The organism is Duganella alba, from assembly GCF_009674495.1.
GTDB classification, from domain to species: domain Bacteria; phylum Pseudomonadota; class Gammaproteobacteria; order Burkholderiales; family Burkholderiaceae_D; genus Rugamonas; species Rugamonas alba.
On record NZ_WKJN01000004.1, the window covers coordinates 218,761 to 240,696 of the forward strand.

Sequence of the window (21,936 nt, forward strand, 5' to 3'; positions counted from 1 at the left end):
CCCTAATGGACAATTGCGCGCGTTTGTCCGCTAACGGACTTCAGGCGCCAACATGCCGCCAACTGCGGCGCTGCCACTGATATTAATGTCACTTCCAACAACATGTAAAGGAAGAGCATGAAATTGTTATCGCGCGTAGCCGCTTTCGCCATTGTCGGCGTGGTCCTGTTGATCATGCTGGCCTTGTTTCATCATCCCATCGCCACCTCGAAAGTGGAGCTGGCGCAGCAAGCCGTCAGGGACAATCAGGTACACGGCATCCTGATCGCATTGCTGGCGATACTGGCAAGCGCCCTTGCGGTATTAAGTGAAGCGCTGAAGGAGCGCTCCGGCGCGCTCTACGTCTATCGACTCGGCTGTGTGCTGCTTGGCGTGGCGATGCTGCTGGATGGCTTTGTGACGCCGCTGCTTGCGGATACCGATGTGGCTACGGTGCTGCGCCCGATCGGCGTGACGATCCAGGTATTCAGCAAGGCGGGATTTGTCGCGCAAAGTGCGGCCATCCTGCTGTGGTCATGCACGGCATGGCGGCGTGTGCGCTGGTTTGCGGTGTTGGGAGTACTGGCCGCCATCGTGCCGGCGGCGTGGATCTTGTTCGGCGACCTGCTGCTGACGCCGCGCAGCCTGATGGCGGTGTTCGGCGCCCACGCCGCCTGGTATCTGTCGGCGGCGTGGGTGCTGCACCGGTTTAGCCGACCATCAGCTTGACCGACTTCAGGTTCGCGCTATCCGCACCGGCGTGGATGGTGAAGCTGCCCGGCTCCACCACACGCTGCATCTCGGTGTTGTAGAACCACAGGTCGGACGGCTTGATGTCGAAGCTCAGCGTGCGCTTTTCGCCTGGCTGCAGCGTGACGCGCTTGAAGGCTTTCAGCTCAAGAACGGGACGCGTGACCGAACTGACGTCGTCGCGGATGTAGATCTGCACCACTTCGTCGCCTGCGCGCGTGCCGGTGTTGGTGACGTCCACTTCCACCTTGGTCGAGTCGCCCACGCCCATGCTGGCTTTGGTCAGGCGCGGCTCGGAAATCGCAAACGTGGTGTAGCTCAAACCAAAGCCGAATGGATACAGCGGCTTGGTCGAACCATCGATGTAGCCACGACGCGCCGAAGGCTTGTGATTGTAGAAGATCGGCAGCTGACCGACGCTGCGCGCGATCGATACCGGCAGCTTGCCGCCAGGGTTGGCGCGGCCGAACAGCAGGTCCGCCGCCGCATAGCCGGTTTCCTGGCCCATGTACCAGCCCTCGATGATCGCGTCGGCCTTCTCTGCCAGCAGGTTGATCGACAGCGGACGGCCGTTCAGCAGAAACACCACGGTCGGCTTGCCGAGTGCGAAAATCGCGCGCGCCAGATCGTTCTGCTGGCCCATCAGGTCCAGGCTTTCACGGTCACCCAGGTGGTTGTCGGCCCATGCCTCGCGGCTGGTCTGCTCGTTATCGCCCAGGACCATGATGATGGTGTCGGCCGATTTGGCGGCTTCCACGGCGGCGGCGATCAGCTTGGCGTTCACTTCCGGCGGCGTGAACTTGATTTCGTCGGCGCCCCACACATGGCTTTCGGTGATGCGCACGCCTTCGGAATACGACAGCGAGAAGCCCTGCGCCTTGGCCTCGGCCTGCAAGCCGTCGTGAATCGACACGATGTGGCGCGGATGGTCGGAGTAGCCGCCAATCGGCGTGTCCTTGGCGTGGGTGCCGATCAACAGCACCTTGCCGACCTTCTTGCCGTCCAGCGGCAGCAGGCCCTTGTCGTTCTTCAGCAGCACCGGCGTGCGCGTCGCGGCAAGGCGCGCCAGCGCCACGGCGTCCGGCGTCGCGGTCAGGCTGTCGGCGGCCTTGGCGTCCACATACGGCTGTTCGAACAGGCCGGTCTGGAACTTCAACGCCAGGATGCGGCGCACCACCACGTCGATCTCCGCTTCGGAGACGCGCTTTTCCGCCACCAGTTCGCCGAGCGTCTTGTACGCCAGACCGTCCGGCGTTTCAACGTCAACGCCGGCCTTGACGGCGCGCAGCGCGGCTTCCTTCGGCGTGGCGGCCAGCTTGTGGCGCGTGATCAGTTCATTGATGCCGAAATAGTCCGACACCGTGATGCCTTTGAAGCCCCACTCCTCGCGCAGCACCTTGTGCAGTAGCCAGTGGTTGGCGTGCGACGGCACGCCGCCGATCTCGTTATAAGACGGCATGACGCAGCCGACGTTGGTTTCCTTGATCGCTTTTTCAAACGGCGGGAAGAACTCTTCGCGCAAGGTGCGCTCGCTGACTTCCGCCGGGCCGATGTTGGTGCCGCTTTCAGGCTGGCCGTGGCCGGTCATGTGCTTCAGCGTGACGAGGACTTTATCTTTCGCCAGCTTGGGATCGGTGCCGGCGAAGCCGATGATGGCCGCCTTGCCGATTTCGCCGCAGAGATAAGGATCTTCGCCGTAGGTTTCCTCGATACGTCCCCAGCGTGGCTCGCGCGCCACGTCCACCACCGGCGCCAGCGCCAGGTTGGCGCCACGAACCCGCATCTCGCGCGCCGCCACGCTGAAAATCTTCGTCGTCAGTTCGGGATCGAACGACGAGGCGATGCCGATCGCCTGCGGGAACGACGTCGCGTCGCGCGCCACGTAACCGTGCAGCGCTTCTTCATGCATGAACAGCGGGATGCCGAGGCGGGTCTGTTCCACCGCCCACTTCTGCACCGCGTTGGTGTAGGTGGCCGTTTCCAGCGCATTGCGGTTGGCGTGTCCGCCGGTGTCGCCCGCGCCTGCGGCCTGGCCCAACTGGCGGTCCGACGGACGGCCGATCATGCCCAGGCCATGCGGCCACGCCTTCTGCGCCTTGGCCGCCGAGAACTCGCCCTTGGCGTCCTGGATCTCGGTCTTGGCCTGCCAGGTGCACTGCATCTGCGCGATCTTCTCTTCCAGCGTCATGCGGCCCAGCAGGTCGTCGACGCGCTTGTCGACCGGCAGCGACGCGTCCTTGTACGGCGCCGAAGCGGCGGCCAACGCCATCGGCGGCAGCACGGAGAGTCCGGCCAGGCCGGTCATGGAAGTGAGGAACTGCCTACGGTTATTGCTCATGCATTTGTCTCCTGTTGGATTTTTTATAGTTACCGCTTACCTGCACGGGTGCTGACATCCACCCAAACCGCCAGCGTCAGAATCGCGCCTTTGACGATCATCTGCCAATACGTGTCCACGTCCAGCATCGACATGCCGTTGTCCAGCGACGCCATGACCAGCGCGCCGATCAGCGCGCCGTGCACGGTGCCCGAACCGCCGCGCATCGAGGTGCCGCCGATGAAGCAGGCCGCAATCGCATCCAGCTCGCCCGAGGTGCCTGCCGACGGCGAGCCCGCCGCCAGACGCGCCGTGTTGACGATGCCGGCCAGCGCGCACATCAAACCCATGATGCCGAAGATCCAGAGCTTGATCGACTTGACGTTGATGCCCGACAGGCGCGTCGCCTCCATGTTCGAACCGACCGAGTACACGCGGCGGCCGAACACCGTCTGCGTGGTGACATAGCTGAAGATGCCCAGCAGCGCCAGGAGCAGCAGCACCGGCAGCGGAATGCCCTCATACGAATTGAAGGTGATGACAAACGCCGCCAGCACCACGCCCAGCACCGCCAGCTTGGCCGCGTCGCGCCATACCGGCGCCACTTCCAGCGCGTGCGCAGCCTTGCTGCGGCGCTGTTGCAGGATCAGGTAGATGGCGACCACGAACAGCAGCACGCCCAGCGCGATGCCCAGCGTCGGCGACAGATAGGCCTGGCCGATGTAGACCATGTCATCCGATACCGGCGCGATGGTGGTGCCGCCGGTGACGCCCAGCACAATGCCGCGATACGCGAGCATGCCGCCCAGGCCGACGATGAACGACGGGATGCCCAGATAAGCTGTCAGGTAGCCGTTGAACAGGCCAATCAGCAGGCCGACCACCAGCACCGCGGCCAGCGTGGCCGGCAGCGGCAGATGGTGCGTGACATCCAGCACCGCCGCGATCCCGCCCAGCAGGCCAAGCAGCGAACCGACCGACAGGTCGATCTCGCCGGCGATGATCACCAGCGACATGCCGCAGGCGACGATGCCGGTGATCGCCATCTGGCGCATCAGGTTGGACAGATTGCGCGGTGTGACGAAGCCGCCCTCGGTGTGATAGCTGAAGAACGCCCAGATCAGCGCGACCGCGATCAACAGGGCCAGCATCTTGTACTGCGTGAACAGCTGCTTGATATTCATACTCTTCATTTTCATTCCTAGTTCAATGCGCATCCAGCGCCGCTGCCAGCACGGTTTCCTGGCTCAGGTTATCGTTGACGAAATCGCCACGCAGTTTTCCTTCACCGATCACCAGCACGCGGTCCGAAATGCCAAGCACTTCAGCCAGTTCGGACGACACCATGATGATCGACATGCCCTGCTTGGCCAGATCGAACATCAGCTGGTAAATCTCGAACTTGGCGCCGACATCGACGCCGCGCGTCGGCTCGTCGAGGATCAGGATTTTCGGTTTGGTCAGCAGCATCTTGGACAACACCGCCTTCTGCTGGTTACCGCCGGACAGGCCTGTAATCGGCAGGAACGGGCTGGAAGTCTTCAGCTTGACGCTCTTGATCTCCTGGCGGATGGTCGCCAGCTCGGCTTCCTGGTCGATGCGGGTGGCGCGCGCGAAGTCGTTCAGCACCGCCAGCGTCATGTTGTGACCGACGCCGAGGTCTGGCACGATGCCGTGGTGCTTGCGATCTTCCGGCACCATGGCCAGGCCGTTGCGGATCGCCTTGACCGGCGTGCTGGTGTCCAGCTTCGCGCCGTTCAGCCAGACTTCCGCCTCGCTCGGTCCCGGATACGCGCCGAAGATGGCGGACACCAGCTCCGTGCGTCCGGCGCCCACCAGGCCAGCGATGCCGAGGATTTCGCCCTGGCGCAGCTTGAAGGAGATGTTATCCACCCGCTTGCGTTCGGGATTATCAGCGTCGTAGCAGGTGACGTTGCGCGCCTCGAAAATCACTTCGCCCGGCTGGTGCTCGCGCTGCGGATACAGTTGCGTCATCTCGCGCCCCACCATCTGCGCGATGATGCGGTCGATATTCATCTCCGACATCGGCGTGGTGGCGATGTGCTGGCCGTCGCGGATGGTGACGATGGTGTCGCAGATATCCGCCACTTCATCCAGCTTGTGCGAAATGTAGACGCAGGTGACGCCCTTCGCCTTCAGCGAATGGATGATATTCAGCAGCACCTTGATCTCGGACGCCGTCAGCGACGACGAAGGCTCGTCCAGGATCAGCAGGCGCGCGTTCTTGTTCAGCGCCTTGGCGATCTCGATCAGCTGCTGGTGGCCGCCGCCGTACTGCTTCACCGGCAGCACCACGTTCACATCGTTGATGTTCAGCTCTTTCAGCAGCTGCTCGGCGCGGCGGTTCATGGCCGCATAGTCCATGCGGCCGCCGGGCAGCGTGATCTCGTTGCCGAGGAAGATGTTCTCCGCCACCGACAGCTCAGGCACCAGCATCAGTTCCTGGTGGATGATGACGATGCCGGCCGCCTCGGTGTCGCGGATGGACTGCGCCTGCAATGGCTTGCCGTCCCACAGAATCTCGCCGTCCCAGGTGCCGTGCGGGTACACGGCGGACAGCACTTTCATTAACGTCGACTTGCCGGCGCCGTTCTCGCCGCACAAACCGGCGCACTCGCCGGCCTTGAGCTTGATGTCGATGCCGTTCAACGCACGCACGCCGCCAAATTCCTTGACGATGTTGCGCATTTCCAGAAGATATTCGGCCATGCTGATTCCTTAGTTGGCGGTCAGCTGGGCCTTGGTGTAGAAGCCGTCGTCGGCCAACACGTTGACATTGGCCTTGGTCAGCGCGACAGGCGCCAGCAGCATGGTGCTGACGTTCTTCAAGCCGTTGTTATACGACGAGTTGAAGGCCGGCGCTTCGTTGCGCACCAGTTTCACCGACAGGCGCGCCGCTTCGGTGGCGATCACTTTCAACGGTTTGTAGACGGTCATCGCCTGCGTGCCGGCGATGACGCGCTTGACGGCCGCCAGGTCGGCGTCCTGGCCGGAGACCGGCACCTTACCCGCCAGCTTCTGCGCGGCCAGCGCCTGGATCGCACCGCCGGCGGTGGCGTCGTTCGAAGCCACGACTGCGTCGATCTTGTTGCCGTTGGCAGTCAGCGCGTTTTCCACGATGGACAGCGCTTCCGACGCGCTCCAGTCCTTGGTCCACTGCTTGCCCACCACCTTGATGTCGCCCTTGTCGATCAGCGGCTGCAGCACCTTCATCTGTCCTTCGCGCAGGATCTTGGCGTTGTTGTCGGTTGGCGCGCCGCCCAGCAGGTAGTAGTTACCCTTTGGTTTGATGCCCACCAGCGTACTGGCTTGCAGCTCGCCGACCTTGGCGTTGTCGAACGAGATGTAAGCGTCGATATCGGCGTTGAGGATCAGGCGGTCGTAGGACACGACCTTGATCTTGGCCTTCTTCGCTTCACGCACGGCATTGTTCAGCACCGTGGCGTTGTAGGGAACGATGACCAGCACGTCCACGCCGCGCGAGATCAGGTTCTCGATCTGCGCGATCTGGCGCTGTTCGCTGGCGTCGGCCGACTGCACGTAGACCTTGGCGCCCAGCTTCTCCGCTTCGGCGGTGAAGTAGTCACGGTCGCGCGCCCAGCGTTCCAGGCGCAGGTCGTCGATGGAAAAACCGATCTTCGGGTTCTTGGCGTCGGCCATCGCGGCGCCGCCGCTCAGGGCCAGCATGGCGCCGATGATGGCGCTAACTACAGTCTTCTTCATATTGTCTCCGTTATTGGTATTTTGCTGAAGAGTTAGTGGTTGTGACGCGCCAGCGTCTGCCCCACTCCCCGGTATTCGAGCGCCAGCTCCATGCAGGCGCCGGTTTCCATCTGGCCGACGGTGGAGCGGTACAACTGCTGCCACGGCGTCTGGCTGGCCGGCACGGGCGGGATGCCTTCGGCCTTGCGCCTGGCCAGTTCCTCATCGCTGATCAGCATATTGCAGGAGCCTTCGTTCAGGTCCACGCGCACGGTGTCGCCGGTGCGGATGTACGCCAGGCCGCCGCCCACCGCGCTTTCCGGCGAAGCGTTCAGGATCGACGGGCTGTCCGAGGTGCCGGACTGGCGGCCGTCGCCCAGCGTCGGCAGCCAGTTGATGCCGCGTTTGATCAGCGCATCCGGCGGTTGCATGTTGACGACTTCCGCCGAACCAGGCCAGCCGATCGGACCCGCACCGCGAATCACCAGCATGCAGTTCTCGTCGATGTTCAGCGCCGGATCGTTGATGCGGTCGTGGTAATCGCCCGAACCGTCAAACACGATGGCGCGCGATTCGAAGATGTTTTCCTTGCCCGGCGCGCTCAGGTAGCGCTGGCGGAATTCCGGCGAAATCACGCTGGTCTTCATGATGGCGAAGTCGAACAGGTTGCCCTTCAGGACGAAGAAGCCTGCGTCTTCCTTCAGCGGCGCGTTGAACGGGTAGATCACTTCGCGGTCGTTGGTCTCGCGGTTGACCAGGTTTTCCGCCATGGTCTTGCCGGTGACGGTCAGGCGTTTCGAACGCAGCTTGCCCTGCTGTTCCAGCTCCCACATCACGGCCGGCACGCCGCCTGCGCGGTGGAAGCGCTCGCCGAGGAATTTACCGGACGGCTGCATGTTCAGCAGCAGCGGCACCTTGTGGCCGAACTCCATCCAGTCGCTCGATTTCAGCTCCACGCCGGCGTGACGCGCCATGGCGACGATGTGCTGCTGCGCGTTGGTGGAACCGCCGATGGCGGCATTGACCACGATCGCGTCCAGGAACGCGTCGCGGTTCAGGATCTGCGACGGACGCAGGTCCAGCTTGGCCATTTCGACGATACGCTTGCCGGTTTCATAGGCCATCTGGCCGCGTTCGCGGTATGGCGCAGGAATCGCCGAGCAGCCGGTGAGCGACATGCCCAGCGCTTCGGCGATGGCGTTCATGGTCGATGCGGTGCCCATGGTGTTGCAGTGGCCCGCGGACGGCGCCGAGGCGGCGGCGATCTCCAGGAACTTCTCGTTGTCGATTTTGCCGGCGGCCAGCTGCTTGCGGCCTTTCCAGATCGCCGAGCCGGAACCCACCAGTTCACCATCGAGCCAGCCGTCCAGCATCGGACCGCCGGACAGCACGATGGCCGGGATATCGACGGTGGCGGCAGCCATCAGCTGCGACGGCGTGGTCTTGTCGCAGCCGGTGGTCAGCACCACGGCGTCGATCGGGTAGCCGTGCAGGATTTCGACCAGGCCCATATACGCCAGGTTGCGGTCGATGGCGGCGGTCGGACGGCGGCAGTTTTCAAAAATCGGGTGCAGCGGGAACTCCATCGCGATACCGCCGGCGTCACGGATGCCGTCGCGCACGCGCTTGGCCAGTTCCAGGTGGATGCGGTTGCAAGGGCTGATGTCGCTGCCCGATTGCGCGATGCCGATGATGGGACGGCCGGAACGCAGTTCTTCCGGCGTGATCCCGTAGTTCATGAAGCGCTCAAGATACAGCGCGGTCATATCGATATGGTCCGGATTATCAAACCAGTCTTGCGAACGGTAGCGACGCGATTGGGTGCTCATAGAGTGCCTATTCAGGTAAGTACAGATGTTGCAGTTGTCCCGGCGAGGCCACGCGGAAGCTGAAGATGCCTCCTGCCAGCGGCTCCCGGCTCAATTCTTCAGCCGACAGGCCCTTGCGGGCGGTGGTCACAAACACGGTGCGCAAATCCTCGCCGCCGAAGGTGACCTTGGTGATATTCGAACACGGCATGTTGACGGTGTCCAGCAGCTGGCCAGACGCCGCATAGCGCTCGATGCGCGCACCGCCGAACAGGCCTACCCACAAGGCGCCGTCGGCATCCACCGCCGTGCCGTCCGGGTAGCCGCTGCCCTCGATGCGCACGAATACGCGCTTGTTCGACAGGCCGCCCTGCTCGTCCAGGTCGAAGGCGTAGATGGTCTTCTCCAGCGTGTCGGTGTGGTAGAAGGTGCGGCCATCCGGACTGACGCACGGGCCGTTGGTGATGACGTAGCCGCCGTCCTTGTGCTCCGCCGCCGCGCCGGCGCTCAGGCGATACAGCGCGCCGCTCGCCGCCTCTTCGGCGTTGTCCATGGAGCCGAACCACAGCGCGCCATGGCGGTCCACATAGCCGTCGTTGAGGCGATTGCCCGGCAGGTGCTGTTCCAGTTCGTGCAGCGTGGTCAGCGCGCCGGTCTCGAACGAAAAGCGATCGATGCGGCCCGGCAGGCCGCAGACGAAGTCGCCGCCATGCATCGGCAAGGCGAAGCCCACTTCATCCGGCACCGTCCAGCTCTGGCGGCGGCCGCCGTCTTCGGCACAGCGGTGAATCGCGCGCTGCTTGATGTCGACGAAGTACAACGCCTTGTCTTCCGGATGCCATACCGGTCCTTCGGCCAGCGTCGCGCCGAGGGCCCAGATGCACTCAGGCTGATAGAGGTTCATGCTCCATACCATCCGGCGTCGACGAAGTAATCGCGGCCGGAGCAGCGTCGTGCATTGTCCGAGGACAGGAACAGCGCCATGGCGGCGATGTCTTCCGGCTCCACGCGCTCGTGCAGGCACTGCGCGTTGAGGATATCCTGCTCGCCTTCCGGCGTATGCCACATGGCCATCTGGCGCGGCGTGCGCACCGAGCCTGGAATCACGCAGTTGACGCGGATGCCGTCCTTGCCCAGGTCGCGCGCCAGGCCGCGGGTCAGTCCCTCGATGGCCGCCTTGGCGGTCATGTACAGCGTCAGGTCCGGCAGCGCCAGGTGCCACGAGATCGAACCGAAGTTCAGGATCACGCCGCCGCCCTTGGCCTTCATGCCAGGCGCCACGGCCTGCGCGCAGAAGAACTGGTGGCGCAGATTGACGGCCAGGCTATCGTCCCAATACTTGGCGCTGACTTCCTGCACCTGGTGGCGGTTGTCGTTGGCCGCGTTGTTGATCAGGATTTCAATCGCGCCGTGGTCCGCTTCGATCTGCGCCAGCACCTTTGACAAGGCATCCAGGTCGGTCAGGTCGCAGTGGAAGAACACTGGCGCGTACTTGGCGCCTTTCAGGCTGTCCGCCAGTTCGCGCGAGGCGTCGACCGCGATATCGATGAAGAATACCTGCGCGCCCTGCTTGACAAAGGCATCCACGATACCGGCGCCGATGCCCGTACCGCCGCCGGTGATCAGGACTCGCTTGTCGGCCAGGTCCGGGTAGGTGGCGTACACCATGGGTTGCACCATCTTTTTCTCCTCCAGAGATTATGTTTGTTTTAGTTGAGCAGGCCGCGTTGGGCCAGATTGCGATACAGCGCGCGCACGCCAAAGGTCCATGGCGCCACGGTGGTGCTGAGTTGTACGTGATTCACCAGCATGCCCAGCGACGGGCTGCTGATGCTGACGCGGTCGCCCAGCTTGTGGGTGAAGCCCGCGCCCGGCGCGCCACGGTCTTTGATCGGCGAGAACATGGTGCCGAGGAAGAGCATGAAGCCGTCCGGATATTGGTGGTGCGCGCCGCTGGTCTGCGACACCAGGTCCAGCGGATCGCGGCTGATTTCGCGCATGCGGCTCTCGCCATCGAGGCGGAAGCCGTCTTCCGAACCTTCGATCAGCAGACGCAGCTCCGCGTTGCGCACGGTGTCGATGGTGAAGTGTTCGTCGAACAGGCGGATGAACGGGCCGATGCCGCAGGACGCATTGTTGTCCTTGGCTTTACCCAGCAGCAGCGCGCTGCGGCCTTCGATGTCGCGCAGGTTGACGTCGTTGCCCAGCGTGGCGCCCACGGTCTGTGCGCGGCTGTTCACCGCCAGCACGATCTCCGGCTCCGGGTTGTTCCATTTCGACTCGGGGTGCAGGCCGACGTCCGCGCCGAAACCGACCGCCGACATGGGCTGCGATTTGGAGAACACTTCGGCGTATGGGCCGATGCCCACTTCCATATACTGCGACCAGGCGCCGCGCGCGATGAATTGCTGCTTCAGCTTTTCCGCTTCCGGCGAACCTGGCTTGATGGCCGACAGGTCGGCGCCGATGTCTTTCAGCAGCGAGCTACGCAGCTCGTCGGCGCGCGCAGGATTGCCGCCGGCCTGTTCTTCGATCACGCGTTCCAGCAGGCTGACGGCGAAAGTCACGCCGCAGGCCTTGATAGCCTGCACGTCGCATGGCGCCAGCAGGCGCATCGGCGCGTCGGCGCCGCTCAATGCGCCGTCGATCAGCGCTTCCACGCGGCCCAGCGACTCGCCCTGCGCGGCGTGCGCGAAGGCCACCACGTCGTCGCGGTCCAGCAGATCGGATACCGTCGCCACTTGCGCGGTGATGTCGAATACTTCGCCTTTGCGCACGACCACCACGCTTGGGCCGTTGACGTCGCTGCGCCACACGCGGCCTACCAGCAGCGCGTCGGACAGGTCGGCGGGGAGGTGCGCCGATGCCGGCGCATGCTTCAAATGATTGTTCACAAAATGTCCTTGTCTCGTTATGGCTCTTCCGGCGTTTTTGTTGCACCTACCATCCGATTACCCTAAAATGAATAGCGCTAACATTTTATGAGTGTGAAGGATTTATGCAACCAAGTCAACACGCTTTACCCCGTTATTTGGGCGCCGCCATAGCGGTTTTTCTGATGCATGCCGCAGCGGCCGCACCAGCGCCGCAACCGTCGCCGCACTGGGTGGCCAGTTGGGGTGCGGCGCAGCAAATTCCCGACACGGCAAATGAACTGGCGGCCGAAAACTGGCGTGACGCCAGCCTGCGCCAGATCGTCCATCTCTCTCTGGGCGGCAAGCAGTTCAGGGTCCGCATCAGCAACGCATATGGCACCGCACCATTAATGCTCGATGGCGCCAGCGTGGCGCTGGCGCAAGCGCCCGGCCAGGCCGGCATTCAGGCCCCTACCCTGCATCCGCTGACCTTCGACGGCCGCGCTTCGGTGATGATTCCGGCTGGCGCGGAATACTACAGCGACGCCGTCGCCATGGAAGTCAAACCGGCCGCCGACCTGGCGATTTCGCTGTATTTCAAGGCCGAGCCGGCGCGCCAGACCAGCCATAACGGCGCCCGCGCCCATACTTTTCTCGCCAAGGGCAACCGCGTAATGGATGCATCGTGGACCGATGCCGCCAGCGTCACGCGCTGGTATGCATTGAGCGATGTCGACGTGCTGGCGCCGCGCGACGCCGGCGCGCTGGTGGCCATCGGCGACTCCATCACCGACGGTTACGGCATTCCACCCGACACCAACACCCGCTGGACCGATGTGCTGGCCGCGCGGCTGCGCGACAACAAACAGCCGCTGGCCGTGGTCAACGCCGGCATCGGCGGCGGGCGCCTGCTGCGCGAAGGACTGGGCACGCCGCTGATTGCGCGCTTCGACCGGGATGTGCTGTCGCGTTCAGGCGTCACGCACGCGCTGGTGCTGATCGGGGTGAACGATTTCGGCGTCCAGCACCGCAACGGTCCGGATACGCCGGCCGACCGCCAACAGCTGCTGGCGGACCTGAAGCTAGCGCACCGCCAACTGGCGGAACGCGCGCATGCACACGGCATCTGCGTCATCGGCGGCACCATCACGCCGTATTCGGGCAGCGACTATTACCATCCGGACGCCGGTAACGAGGCCGACCGCCTGGAACTGAATCAGTGGATGCGAACCTCGGGCGTGTTCGACGCCGTCGCCGACTTCGATGCGGCGCTGCGCGATCCGGAACAGCCCTCGAAGCTGAAGAAGATATACGACTCCGGCGACGGCCTGCATCCATCGCTGGCAGGCTATCGCGCGCTGGCGGATACCGTGCCGTTGGCGGCGCTGCGCCAGCAATGCGGAAGCAGGAAATGATGATCGCCGCGCGCGCCGCGCTGACCGCACTGCTGGCCACGACCACCCTGACCTCGCAGGCCGCCACCTACACCAATCCGGTACTCGGCGGTTTCCACGCCGATCCCAGTGTCTGCCGCGTTGGCGGCGACTACTATCTGGCGACAAGCAGTTTTGAATACTTCCCAGGTGTGCCGATTTACCACAGCAAGGATCTGGTCCACTGGCGCCAGATCGGCCATGCGCTGACGCGCGCCAGCCAGCTGAATCTGGCCCACACGCGCAGCTCTCAGGGCATCTACGCGCCGACGCTGCGCTGCCACGACGGCGAGTTCTATATGGTCACCACCAATATGGAGGGCGGCGGCGCCTTTTACGTTCACACCAAAGACCCCGCCGGCGAATGGTCGGAACCGGTATGGCTGAACGACCCAAGCTTCGCCATGGACCCGTCGTTGTTCTTTGACGACGACGGCAAGGTCTATTACACACGGCACGGTGGCGGAGAGCACGGCGGCGTCTATCAGGCGGAAATCGACCTGAAGGCCGGCAAGCTGCTGGAGCCACCGCGCCTGATCTGGTCCGGCACAGGCGGCGTATGGCCCGAAGGTCCGCACCTGTACAAGCACGATGGCCTGTACTACCTGATGATCTCCGAGGGCGGCACATCCTACAACCACAGCCTGACGATGGCCCGTTCGTCGTCGCCGTTCGGCCCATACACCGCCAACCCGGCCAATCCCATCCTCACGCACCGCAGCCACCCGGAACTGCCGTTGCAGGCTACCGGCCATGGAGACCTGGTGCAAACGCCTGAAGGCAAGTGGTGGATGCCGCTGCTGGGCATCCGCCCTGTCGACAACCGCCACCACCTTGGCCGCGAGACGCTGTTGACGCCTGTGGCGTGGAACGATCAGGGCTGGCTCACCGTCAATGGCGGCAAGCCGCTCGCGGTCGAAATGTCCGCCGACGGGCTGCCAGCTTCCTCGCCTTGGCCTGCGGCGCCAGTGCGCGACGACTTCAACGTGCCGAAACTGGGACTGCAATGGTCGCAACTGCGCGGTCCGGGCGACGGACTGTGGTCGCTGAGCGAGCGTTCCGGCTACCTGCGCCTGAAAGGCAGCACCATCACCATGAACGACATCGCGCAGCCTGCATTCGTGGCGCGCAGGCAGGAGCACATGCGCATGCGCGCGACCACCCAGCTGGAATTCCTGCCAGCCGCCGCGACGCAATCGGCGGGTCTGGTACTGCGCCAGAATGAGAAGAACTACTACGAGCTGCGCGTGACCGGAATGCCGGAACGCCGCCTCGAACTGCTGATACGCACCGGCGGCGTCACGTCGCTTCAGGCCTCGGCGGCGCTGCCGCCCGGCCCCGTGACGCTGCAGGTGGAATCGTGGCCCGACCATTACGCGTTCAGCTTTGGCAGCGGCGACGCGCCGCTCAAGCTGATCGGCACCGCACCAACCGCACCGCTGTCATCAGAATCAGCGGGCGGTTTTACCGGCGTCTTCATCGGCATGTTTGCCGAAGGCGCGGGCAAGCAGCAGGCCATGCCGGCTGCGGATTTCGCATGGTTCGACTACACACCACTGGAAAAATAACGACATGAGACAACGTATTTTTGCCGCAGGGGCCATGTTAATGGCCCTGCTTTGTCACGCCCTGCCCGCGCAGGCGCTGGGCCAGAAAAAACTGGCCTGGTTCGATCAACCGCCCATCGATGCCGTGGCGATGGCCCACAACGGCCAGGCCGCCAGGCTGTACGTCGATGCGGCCGATTATGCCGGCGTGCTGCGTGCGGCCGGCGATCTGCAAGGCGATATCGCCCGCGTCAGCGCCGCCAAGCCGGTGCTGTCCAAGGACGGCAAGCCGGCCGGCGCGGATGTGATCATTATCGGCACCATCGGCAAAAGCGCGTTGATCGATCAACTGGTGGCCGCCGGCAAGCTCGATGTGTCGGCCATCAAGGGCAAGTGGGAAGGCTGGCAGGTGCAGACGCTGCGCAAGCCTCTGCCCGGCGTGGAACGTGCGCTGGTGATCACAGGCAGCGACAAGCGCGGCACCATCTTCGGCATCTACGAGATGTCCGAACAGATCGGCGTCTCGCCGTGGAACTGGTGGGCGGATGTCCCGGCGGCGAAGCATGCGAATGTGTACGCGTCGGCCGCCGCCGCGGTCAGCGATGCGCCGGTGGTGCAGTATCGCGGCATCTTCCTGAATGACGAAGCGCCGGCGCTGACCGGCTGGGTCCAGCAACGCTATGGCGGCTTCAATCATCAGTTCTACGAAAAGGTGTTTGAGCTGATCCTGCGCATGCGCGGCAATTACCTGTGGCCGGCCATGTGGGGCGAGGCCTTCTACGATGACGACAAGTTGAACGGCAAGACCGCCGACGAATACGGCGTCGTCATCGGCACGTCGCACCACGAGCCGATGATGCGCGCGCATGATGAATGGCGGCGCTATGGCGAAGGCAAGCCGTGGGACTATAACCGCAGCGGCGACAAACTGCGCGAGTTCTGGACCCAGGGCCTGCGCGCATCGCAGGGCCAGGAAAAGCTGATCACGCTGGGGATGCGCGGCGACGGCGATGAGCCGATGTCGGAAGGCGCCAATGTATCGCTGCTGGAGCGCATCGTCGGCGACCAGCGCAGCATCATCGCCAAGGAGGTCAATCCGGATGTGACCAAGGTGCCGCAAGTGTGGGCGCTGTACAAGGAAGTGCAGGAGTACTACGAAAAAGGCATGCGCGTTCCGGACGATGTGACGCTGCTGTGGTGCGATGACAACTGGGGCAATATCCGCCGCCTGCCGACCGCAGAGGAACGCAAGCGCGCGGGCGGCGCCGGCATCTACTATCACTTCGATTATGTCGGCGGTCCGCGCTCGTACAAGTGGATCAACGTCACGCCGCTGCCTAAGGTGTGGGAGCAGATGCATCTGGCATGGCAGTACCAGGCCAACAAGCTTTGGATCGTGAATGTGGGAGACCTGAAGCCGATGGAGGTGCCGATTGAGTTCTTCCTGACCTACGCCTGGAATCCGGAGGCATGGCCGGCCGAGCGTCTGCCGGACTATCTGAAGCTGTGGGCGGCGCGCGAGTTCGGGCCGGAGCATGCGGACGATATCGCGGATATCGTGGCCAAATACGCCAAGTACAACGGCCGCCGCAAGCCGGAGCAGCTGGAGCCTACCACCTACAGTCTGGTGAACTACAACGAGGCCGCGCGCATCGTCGATGAGTACAAGTCGATTGCGGCGCGGGCGGAGAAGATTTCAGCCGCGCTGCCGGCCAACAAGCGCGATGCGTTCTTCCAGCTGGTGCTGTATCCGGTGAAGGCGGCGGCTGTGGTCAATGAGCTGTATGTCACGGCCGGCCAGAATCAGCTGTATGGCCTGCAGGGCCGTGCGTCCACCAACGACTTGGCGGCGCGGGCGCGGGCTTTGTTTACAGAGGATGCGGAACTGGTGCGCCAGTATCACGAGGACATCAGCGGCGGCAAGTGGAACCACATGATGTCGCAGACGCACCTGGGTTACACCTACTGGAACCAGCCGCCGCGCAATGTGATGCCGCCGGTGACGGAGATGCAGGTGCCGAAAGCGGCCGACATGGGCGTCGCGGTGGAAGGCAGCGAGCAGGTTTGGCCGGGGCCAGGCGGTGACGCACTCGCGCTGCCGGCGCTGGATGTGTTTGAGAAGCAGGCACGCTTTATTGATATCTTCAATCGCGGCCAGCAGGCGTTTGATTACACGGTGAGCGCCAGCGAACCCTGGATTACGCTCGACAAGCCGTCCGGCAAAGTCGCGCGCCAGCAGCGCGTGCTGGTGAATGTGCGCTGGGCCGAGGTGCCGGATGGTGTGCGGACCGCTACGCTGACCATCGCCGGCGCGGGCGGCAAGACGACGATCAAAGTCCCGTTGCGCAAGCCGGCCGGTGCAGCGGCGTTGAAGGGCTTTATCGAAACCGGCGGCGTGGTGGTGATGGAGGCGGAGCATTACACGCATGCGGTGGCGGTCGACCAGCGCGCGTGGCAGCTGATTCCGGATCATGGCCGTACCTTATCCGGCATGACGGCGTTGCCGGTGGATGCGCCAGCCGATGACAAGCCGCGCATGCGGCTGGAGTATGAGGTGCAGCTATTCAGCGCGGGCAAGGTGGAGGTGCAGACCACGCTGGCGCCGACGCAGAAGTTCCAGCCGGGTGCGGGATTGCGCTATGCGATTTCGTTTGATGACGAGGCGCCGCAGGTCATCAACGTGCATGCGGATGGCAGCGAGAAGGCATGGGAGCGGACGGTGTCTGATGGTGCGACGGTGCTGATTTCTCACCATAACATTGACAAACCTGGCCCCCATACCCTGAAGTTCTGGGTGGTTGATTCGGGGCTGGTAGTGCAAAAGTTGGTGGTCAACACAGGCGGTCAGCAGCCGAGTTACCTTGGTCCGCCCGAAAGTCCGCGCCAGTAAAACCCGCAACCTTTAGTGATACGCATGCCGTACCACTTAGGGGTCGGACCCGCAGGGTCCGACCCCACCTGGCCGTGCGGGTCTAGGAGCGCGCAGGCATTGCGTTGATAGCAGCGGCGATGGCGTCGCGCAAAGGCTTCGCGCGCATCTGCTCATCAAACGGCGTAGGCCGCATCGCCAGACCATCGGTGCGCGGCGCTTCCTTCCATCCCTGCAGCCAGCTGACGTTGTCCGCCATCCCCCACATCAGGAAATCCCGGCACTGCGGGTAGCTGAACGTCACATCCAGATAATCCTTCGCCAGCGCCGCCACGCCCGCATCGCGCACGGCCTCATCGCCCGGCAGCTTGCGGTCGTTGACATCAAACTCGGTCACCAGCAGATCCAGCCCCATGCCCGTCACCTCATCCAGGAACTTGCGCCACACCTGCTGCTGCTTCGCGCCCCCCAGGTCATCCCACGAACCGATATGGCTCTGCAGGCCGAGCGCCTGCACCGGCGTGCCGCGCGACTTCAGGTCATGCAGCAGCTTCAACACGCCCTCGCGATGCTTCTTGCTCCCCTCGTCCGGCCGCATGTAATCGTTATAGACCAGCTGCGCCTTGGGCGCATGCTCCCGCGCCACGCGGAACGCCAGGTCGATCTGCTCCACCGCCCCCAGACGCTCGGTGAACACATTGGTGCGCAGCGCGCCCGTCTTCGGATCCACCGCCTCATTGACCACATCATAGCTATGGATCGCTCCGCCAAAGTGATCGCACACCGTCACGATATGCTTGCGCAGCAGCGCCTCCGCCGCCTGCACCGGCTGCGCGCCGAAATCGTATTCGTTCACCCACGTCGGCAGCCACTTGGCGTCCTGCCAGATCAGGTTGTGGCCGCGCACCAGCATGCCCTGCGACTTCGCCCAGGCATACATCTCATCCGCCGGCTCGAAGTGATATTCGCCTGGACGCGGCTCCAGCGCCTTCCATTTGCCCTCGTTCTCCGCCACCAGCATGTCGCACTCGCGCGCCATCAGCGCCTTGTACCCGGGATCGCGGAAATAGCGGCCGCCAATCGCATTACCGACATGGAGGCCCTTGCGTTTGCCCAGTACTTTCAAGGGTTCCGGCATGTCTGCCGCATGCAGCGGCAGCAAACCGCCTGCCGCCATCATCGCCAGAACACCGCGTCGGGATATCTTCATTTTTGTCTCACTCCTCGTTGGAATTGTTTGCTAACATCGTGGCATAATGAAATGGTTACGCTATCATAAAAACGGAGACAAGATGCGATTTACCTTTTCCGCCGCGCTGGCCGCGCTGCTTTTATCGCTCGTTGCGACAGCATCGGCGGCCGACGAAGACGGCTACGACCTGTGGCTGCGCCACCGCCCACTGGACCGGGCCGCCCAAGCCGGCGTGCAGGCGCAGGCCCGCAGCATCGTGATTCCCGGTGCGCCTTCGCCGACCACGCAAGCCGCCCTGACGGAACTGAACCGGGGTCTGGCCGGCATGCTGGGCCACGCATCCGCACCAGCCTCGCGCATCGCCGATGGCGCCCTGCTGCTCGCCACGCCGGCGCGCCTGCCGGAGCTTGGCGCCGCATCGCCACTGCACGCCGAACTGGCGGCGCTTGGCAACGAAGGCTACCTGCTGCGCCAGACGCGCGTACAAGGCCACAATGTGACGCTGATCGCCGCCAACAGCGACATCGGCCTGCTCTACGGCGCCTACGCCTGGCTGCGCGACGCAGCCACAGGCGCCAGGCTGGAAGCATCGTCCGCGCCCAAGCTGCAACTGCGCATGCTGAACCACTGGGATAATCTCGACCGCACGGTGGAACGCGGCTATTCCGGCCAGTCGATCTGGGACTGGTGGGCGCTGCCGGACATCAAGGACCAGCGCTACACCGACTACGCCCGCGCCAACGCATCGCTGGGCATCAACGGCACGGTGCTCAACAACGTCAACTCCAAACCGGAGGTGCTGACGGCGCCCTTCATCGCCAAGGCCGCCGCCGTGGCGGACATTCTGCGCCCTTACGGCATCAAGGTCTATCTGTCGGCGCGCTTCTCGACGCCGCTGGAGCTGAAGGAAACCAGCACCGCCGATCCGCTGTCGCCGGAAGTGCGCGCCTGGTGGGCGCGCAAGGCCGATGAAATCTACAAGGTCATTCCCGACTTCGGCGGCTTCCTGGTCAAGGCCAACTCCGAAGGCCAGCCAGGTCCGCAGGACTATCACCGCACCCACGCCGACGGCGCCAACATGCTGGCCGCCGCCGTGGCGCCGCACAAGGGCATCGTCATGTGGCGCGCCTTTGTCTACGCGCCGAAAGGCGCACACCTGGCCGACGACCGCGCCAAACAGGCCTACGACGAGTTCAAGCCGCTGGACGGCAGCTTCGCCGCCAACGTGCTTGTACAGGTGAAAAACGGCGCCATCGACTTCCAGCCGCGCGAGCCGTTCCACCCGCTGTTCGGCGCGATGCCGAAAACGCCGCTGGTGATGGAATTCCAGATCACCAAGGAGTACCTCGGCTACTCGACCGACATGGCCTATCTGGGCACGCTGTTTGAAGAGACGCTGGAAACCGACACCAAAACCTCTACCGGCGCCGTCGCGCAAACCTTGAGCGGCATGGCCGGCGTGGCGAATATCGGCAGCGACCGTAACTGGACCGGTTCGCATTTCGACCAGGCCAACTGGTACGCCTTTGGCCGCATGGCCTGGAATCCGCAAGCCAGGGCACGCGACGTCGCCGCCGAATGGGCCGCCCTCACCTTCGGCAAGCGCGCCGAAGCGCCAGTGGTCGACATGATGATGATGTCGCGCGAAACGGTGGTGAACTACATGACGCCACTGGGCCTGCACCACATCATGGGCACCGGCCACCACTTCGGCCCTGCGCCATGGGTCGACAACCTGGAACGCCCGGACTGGAATCCGGTCTATTACCACCGCGCCAGCCGCGACGGCATCGGCTTCGACCGCACCGCCAAGGGCAGCAACGCGCTGGAACAGTATGCTCCGGAGATCGCACGCCAGTATGCCGATCCGAAGACCACGCCGGAACAGTTCCTGCTGTGGTTCCACCATCTGCCGTGGGATTACACCATGCCGTCCGCCCGCACGCTGTGGGCCGAACTGTTGGTCCGATACGACAAGGGCGTGGCTGACGCGCGTTCGCTGCAGGCACGCTGGGTGGCGCTGAAGCCGCTGATCGACGCGCGCCGCTATGCCGAGGAAGAGCAGCGCCTGAACCGCCAGGTCAACAACGCTGTCCTGTGGCGCGATGCGTGCATCGCCTACTTCCAGTCGGTGTCCGGACTGGCGCTGCCGCCCGGTGTTAAAGCCCCCGCGCACCCGCTGGATTACTACAAATCGCTAAGTTATCCCTATGCGCCGGGGCGTGGCTAGGGAAGAAAACCTGCCCGCTTGTGGTAAAGTCCGGGACTGAACATAGCTTTATTTTATTTGAGGACAGATGACAAAAACTAAGGTGAAACCGGCGCCGGTACCGGCCGTGCAGAGCCGCTCGCAGGCGCCGACCATGGCCGACGTGGCCGAACTGGCAGGCGTGTCCCCGATGACGGTGTCGCGCGTGATGAACGGCGACACCAACGTCCGCGAAAAAACCCGCAACCGCGTCGATGCGGCTGTCGCTGCCCTTAACTACGTCCCCAACCAGGCGGCGCGCCGCCTGGCCGGATCACGCCCTATCCGCGTCGGCTTCCTGTACTCGAATCCTTCCGCCGGCTACCTGAGCGAATTCCTGGTCGGCCTGCTGAACCAGGCCAGCCCGAACAACGTGCAGCTGGTGGTGGAAAAATGCGAAGCCGATGAGCATGGCGTCGAACAGGCGCGTCGCCTGATCGCCAATGGCGTCGACGGCATCATCCTGCCGCCGCCGCTGTGCGACACGCGCAACCTGATCGACCTGATCGCCGCTTCCGGCACGCCGGCCATCACCGTGGCCTGCGGCCAGCCGGATTCGCGCGTGGGCGGCGTCAGTATCGACGACTACCAGGCTGCGTATGCGATGACCTGTCACCTGATCGCGCTGGGCCACCAGCGCATCGGCTTCGTCATCGGCCATCCGAACCAGAGCGCCAGTGCGCGCCGCCTGGCCGGCTTCAAGGCCGCCATCGCGGAGAAGCATGTGCAAAGCGCGCCGGAGCTGATCGTGCAAGGCCAGTTCACCTACCGTTCCGGCCTGGATGCGGCGGAATCGCTGCTGGGCCTCGCCCAGCGCCCGACCGCCATCTTCGCCAGCAACGACGACATGGCCGCCGCCGTGGTGGCGATCGCCCACCGTCTCGGCCTGGACGTGCCGGGCGACCTGACCGTCGCCGGCTTCGATGATACCGCGCTGGCCACCACCATCTGGCCCGAGCTGACCACCGTGCGCCAGCCGATTACCGATATGGCGGAGGAAGCCGTGCAGTCATTGGTGCGCCTGATCCGCGCCGAACGCAATGGCACGCCCGAAGAGCCACGTCACGTGGTGACCAAGCACACGCTGATCCGCCGCCAGTCCGACGCCGCGCCGCGCCTGCGGCCATCCGCCAAGATCGCCGGCAAGGCTAAATAAGCAGGCTCCCGGCGCATGGTGTTTTGCGATATAGTTAATCTCCCCGTTTAACCCATATC

The 21,936-nt window shown here is 63.9% G+C and carries 15 protein-coding genes; 6 read left to right on the forward strand and 9 right to left on the reverse strand.

What is annotated here, in order from left to right; all coding sequences use genetic code 11:
* Positions 1-117: 117 nt before the first annotated feature.
* A complete protein-coding gene (locus tag GJ695_RS05785; RefSeq protein WP_154362788.1) occupies positions 118-708 on the forward strand; it encodes a hypothetical protein in 591 nt (196 codons plus the stop codon).
* On the opposite strand, the gene GJ695_RS05790 is transcribed toward GJ695_RS05785, so the two are convergent.
* The 8 genes from GJ695_RS05790 to GJ695_RS05825 are packed head-to-tail and all read right to left on the reverse strand — an operon-like array spanning position 689 to position 11,471.
* Positions 689-3,067, reverse strand: a complete 2,379-nt coding sequence (locus tag GJ695_RS05790) for a glycoside hydrolase family 3 N-terminal domain-containing protein (RefSeq protein WP_154362790.1) — start codon at positions 3,065-3,067, stop codon at positions 689-691. The two genes, GJ695_RS05785 and GJ695_RS05790, sit on opposite strands and share 20 nt — an antisense overlap.
* Before the next feature lie 29 nt (positions 3,068-3,096).
* Positions 3,097-4,239, reverse strand: a complete 1,143-nt coding sequence (locus GJ695_RS05795; protein WP_154362792.1) for a sugar ABC transporter permease — start codon at positions 4,237-4,239, stop codon at positions 3,097-3,099.
* A 13-nt stretch (positions 4,240-4,252) separates the two neighbouring features.
* A complete protein-coding gene (gene xylG / locus GJ695_RS05800; protein WP_154362794.1) occupies positions 4,253-5,776 on the reverse strand; it encodes a D-xylose ABC transporter ATP-binding protein in 1,524 nt (507 codons plus the stop codon).
* A gap of 9 nt (positions 5,777-5,785) precedes the next feature.
* Positions 5,786-6,790 (reverse strand): D-xylose ABC transporter substrate-binding protein, encoded by a 1,005-nt coding sequence (xylF, locus tag GJ695_RS05805; RefSeq protein ID WP_154362795.1) that lies wholly within the window; start codon positions 6,788-6,790, stop codon positions 5,786-5,788.
* A gap of 32 nt (positions 6,791-6,822) precedes the next feature.
* A complete protein-coding gene (locus tag GJ695_RS05810) occupies positions 6,823-8,598 on the reverse strand; it encodes an IlvD/Edd family dehydratase (RefSeq protein ID WP_229260592.1) in 1,776 nt (591 codons plus the stop codon).
* Positions 8,599-8,605: 7 nt separating this feature from the next.
* On the reverse strand, positions 8,606-9,481 hold the full coding sequence (locus tag GJ695_RS05815; RefSeq protein ID WP_154362797.1) for an SMP-30/gluconolactonase/LRE family protein: 876 nt from the start codon (positions 9,479-9,481) through the stop codon (positions 8,606-8,608).
* Positions 9,478-10,245: a D-xylose 1-dehydrogenase gene (xylB, locus tag GJ695_RS05820; protein ID WP_154357331.1), complete on the reverse strand. Its 768-nt coding sequence runs from the start codon at positions 10,243-10,245 to the stop codon at positions 9,478-9,480. Before xylB ends, GJ695_RS05815 begins: the two co-directional genes overlap by 4 nt.
* A gap of 41 nt (positions 10,246-10,286) precedes the next feature.
* Positions 10,287-11,471: a fumarylacetoacetate hydrolase family protein gene (locus tag GJ695_RS05825; RefSeq protein WP_371866494.1), complete on the reverse strand. Its 1,185-nt coding sequence runs from the start codon at positions 11,469-11,471 to the stop codon at positions 10,287-10,289.
* Between the two features lie 164 nt (positions 11,472-11,635).
* On the opposite strand from GJ695_RS05825, the gene GJ695_RS05830 reads away from it, so the two are divergent.
* Genes GJ695_RS05830 through GJ695_RS05840 form a run of 3 tightly spaced genes read left to right on the forward strand, consistent with a single transcriptional unit; the run spans position 11,636 to position 17,302 of the window.
* Positions 11,636-12,847: an SGNH/GDSL hydrolase family protein gene (locus GJ695_RS05830; RefSeq protein ID WP_208023440.1), complete on the forward strand. Its 1,212-nt coding sequence runs from the start codon at positions 11,636-11,638 to the stop codon at positions 12,845-12,847.
* Positions 12,844-14,433: a glycoside hydrolase family 43 protein gene (locus GJ695_RS05835; protein WP_208023439.1), complete on the forward strand. Its 1,590-nt coding sequence runs from the start codon at positions 12,844-12,846 to the stop codon at positions 14,431-14,433. The genes GJ695_RS05830 and GJ695_RS05835 overlap by 4 nt, the downstream gene beginning before the upstream one ends.
* 34 nt (positions 14,434-14,467) lie before the next feature.
* Positions 14,468-17,302, forward strand: a complete 2,835-nt coding sequence (locus GJ695_RS05840; protein ID WP_229260591.1) for a glycosyl hydrolase 115 family protein — start codon at positions 14,468-14,470, stop codon at positions 17,300-17,302.
* Positions 17,303-17,384: 82 nt separating this feature from the next.
* Here GJ695_RS05840 and GJ695_RS05845 read toward each other — a convergent pair whose 3' ends face one another.
* The gene (locus GJ695_RS05845; RefSeq protein WP_154362801.1) at positions 17,385-18,491 is read right to left on the reverse strand and encodes an endo-1,4-beta-xylanase; all 1,107 of its coding nucleotides are present in this window, start codon (positions 18,489-18,491) and stop codon (positions 17,385-17,387) included.
* Between the two features lie 82 nt (positions 18,492-18,573).
* Between GJ695_RS05845 and GJ695_RS05850 the strand changes: the two genes are divergently transcribed.
* Both GJ695_RS05850 and GJ695_RS05855 read left to right on the forward strand, forming a co-directional pair.
* A complete protein-coding gene (locus GJ695_RS05850; RefSeq protein WP_154362803.1) occupies positions 18,574-20,703 on the forward strand; it encodes an alpha-glucuronidase family glycosyl hydrolase in 2,130 nt (709 codons plus the stop codon).
* 67 nt (positions 20,704-20,770) lie between these two features.
* A complete protein-coding gene (locus GJ695_RS05855) occupies positions 20,771-21,877 on the forward strand; it encodes a LacI family DNA-binding transcriptional regulator (RefSeq protein WP_154362805.1) in 1,107 nt (368 codons plus the stop codon).
* Positions 21,878-21,936: the final 59 nt, after the last annotated feature.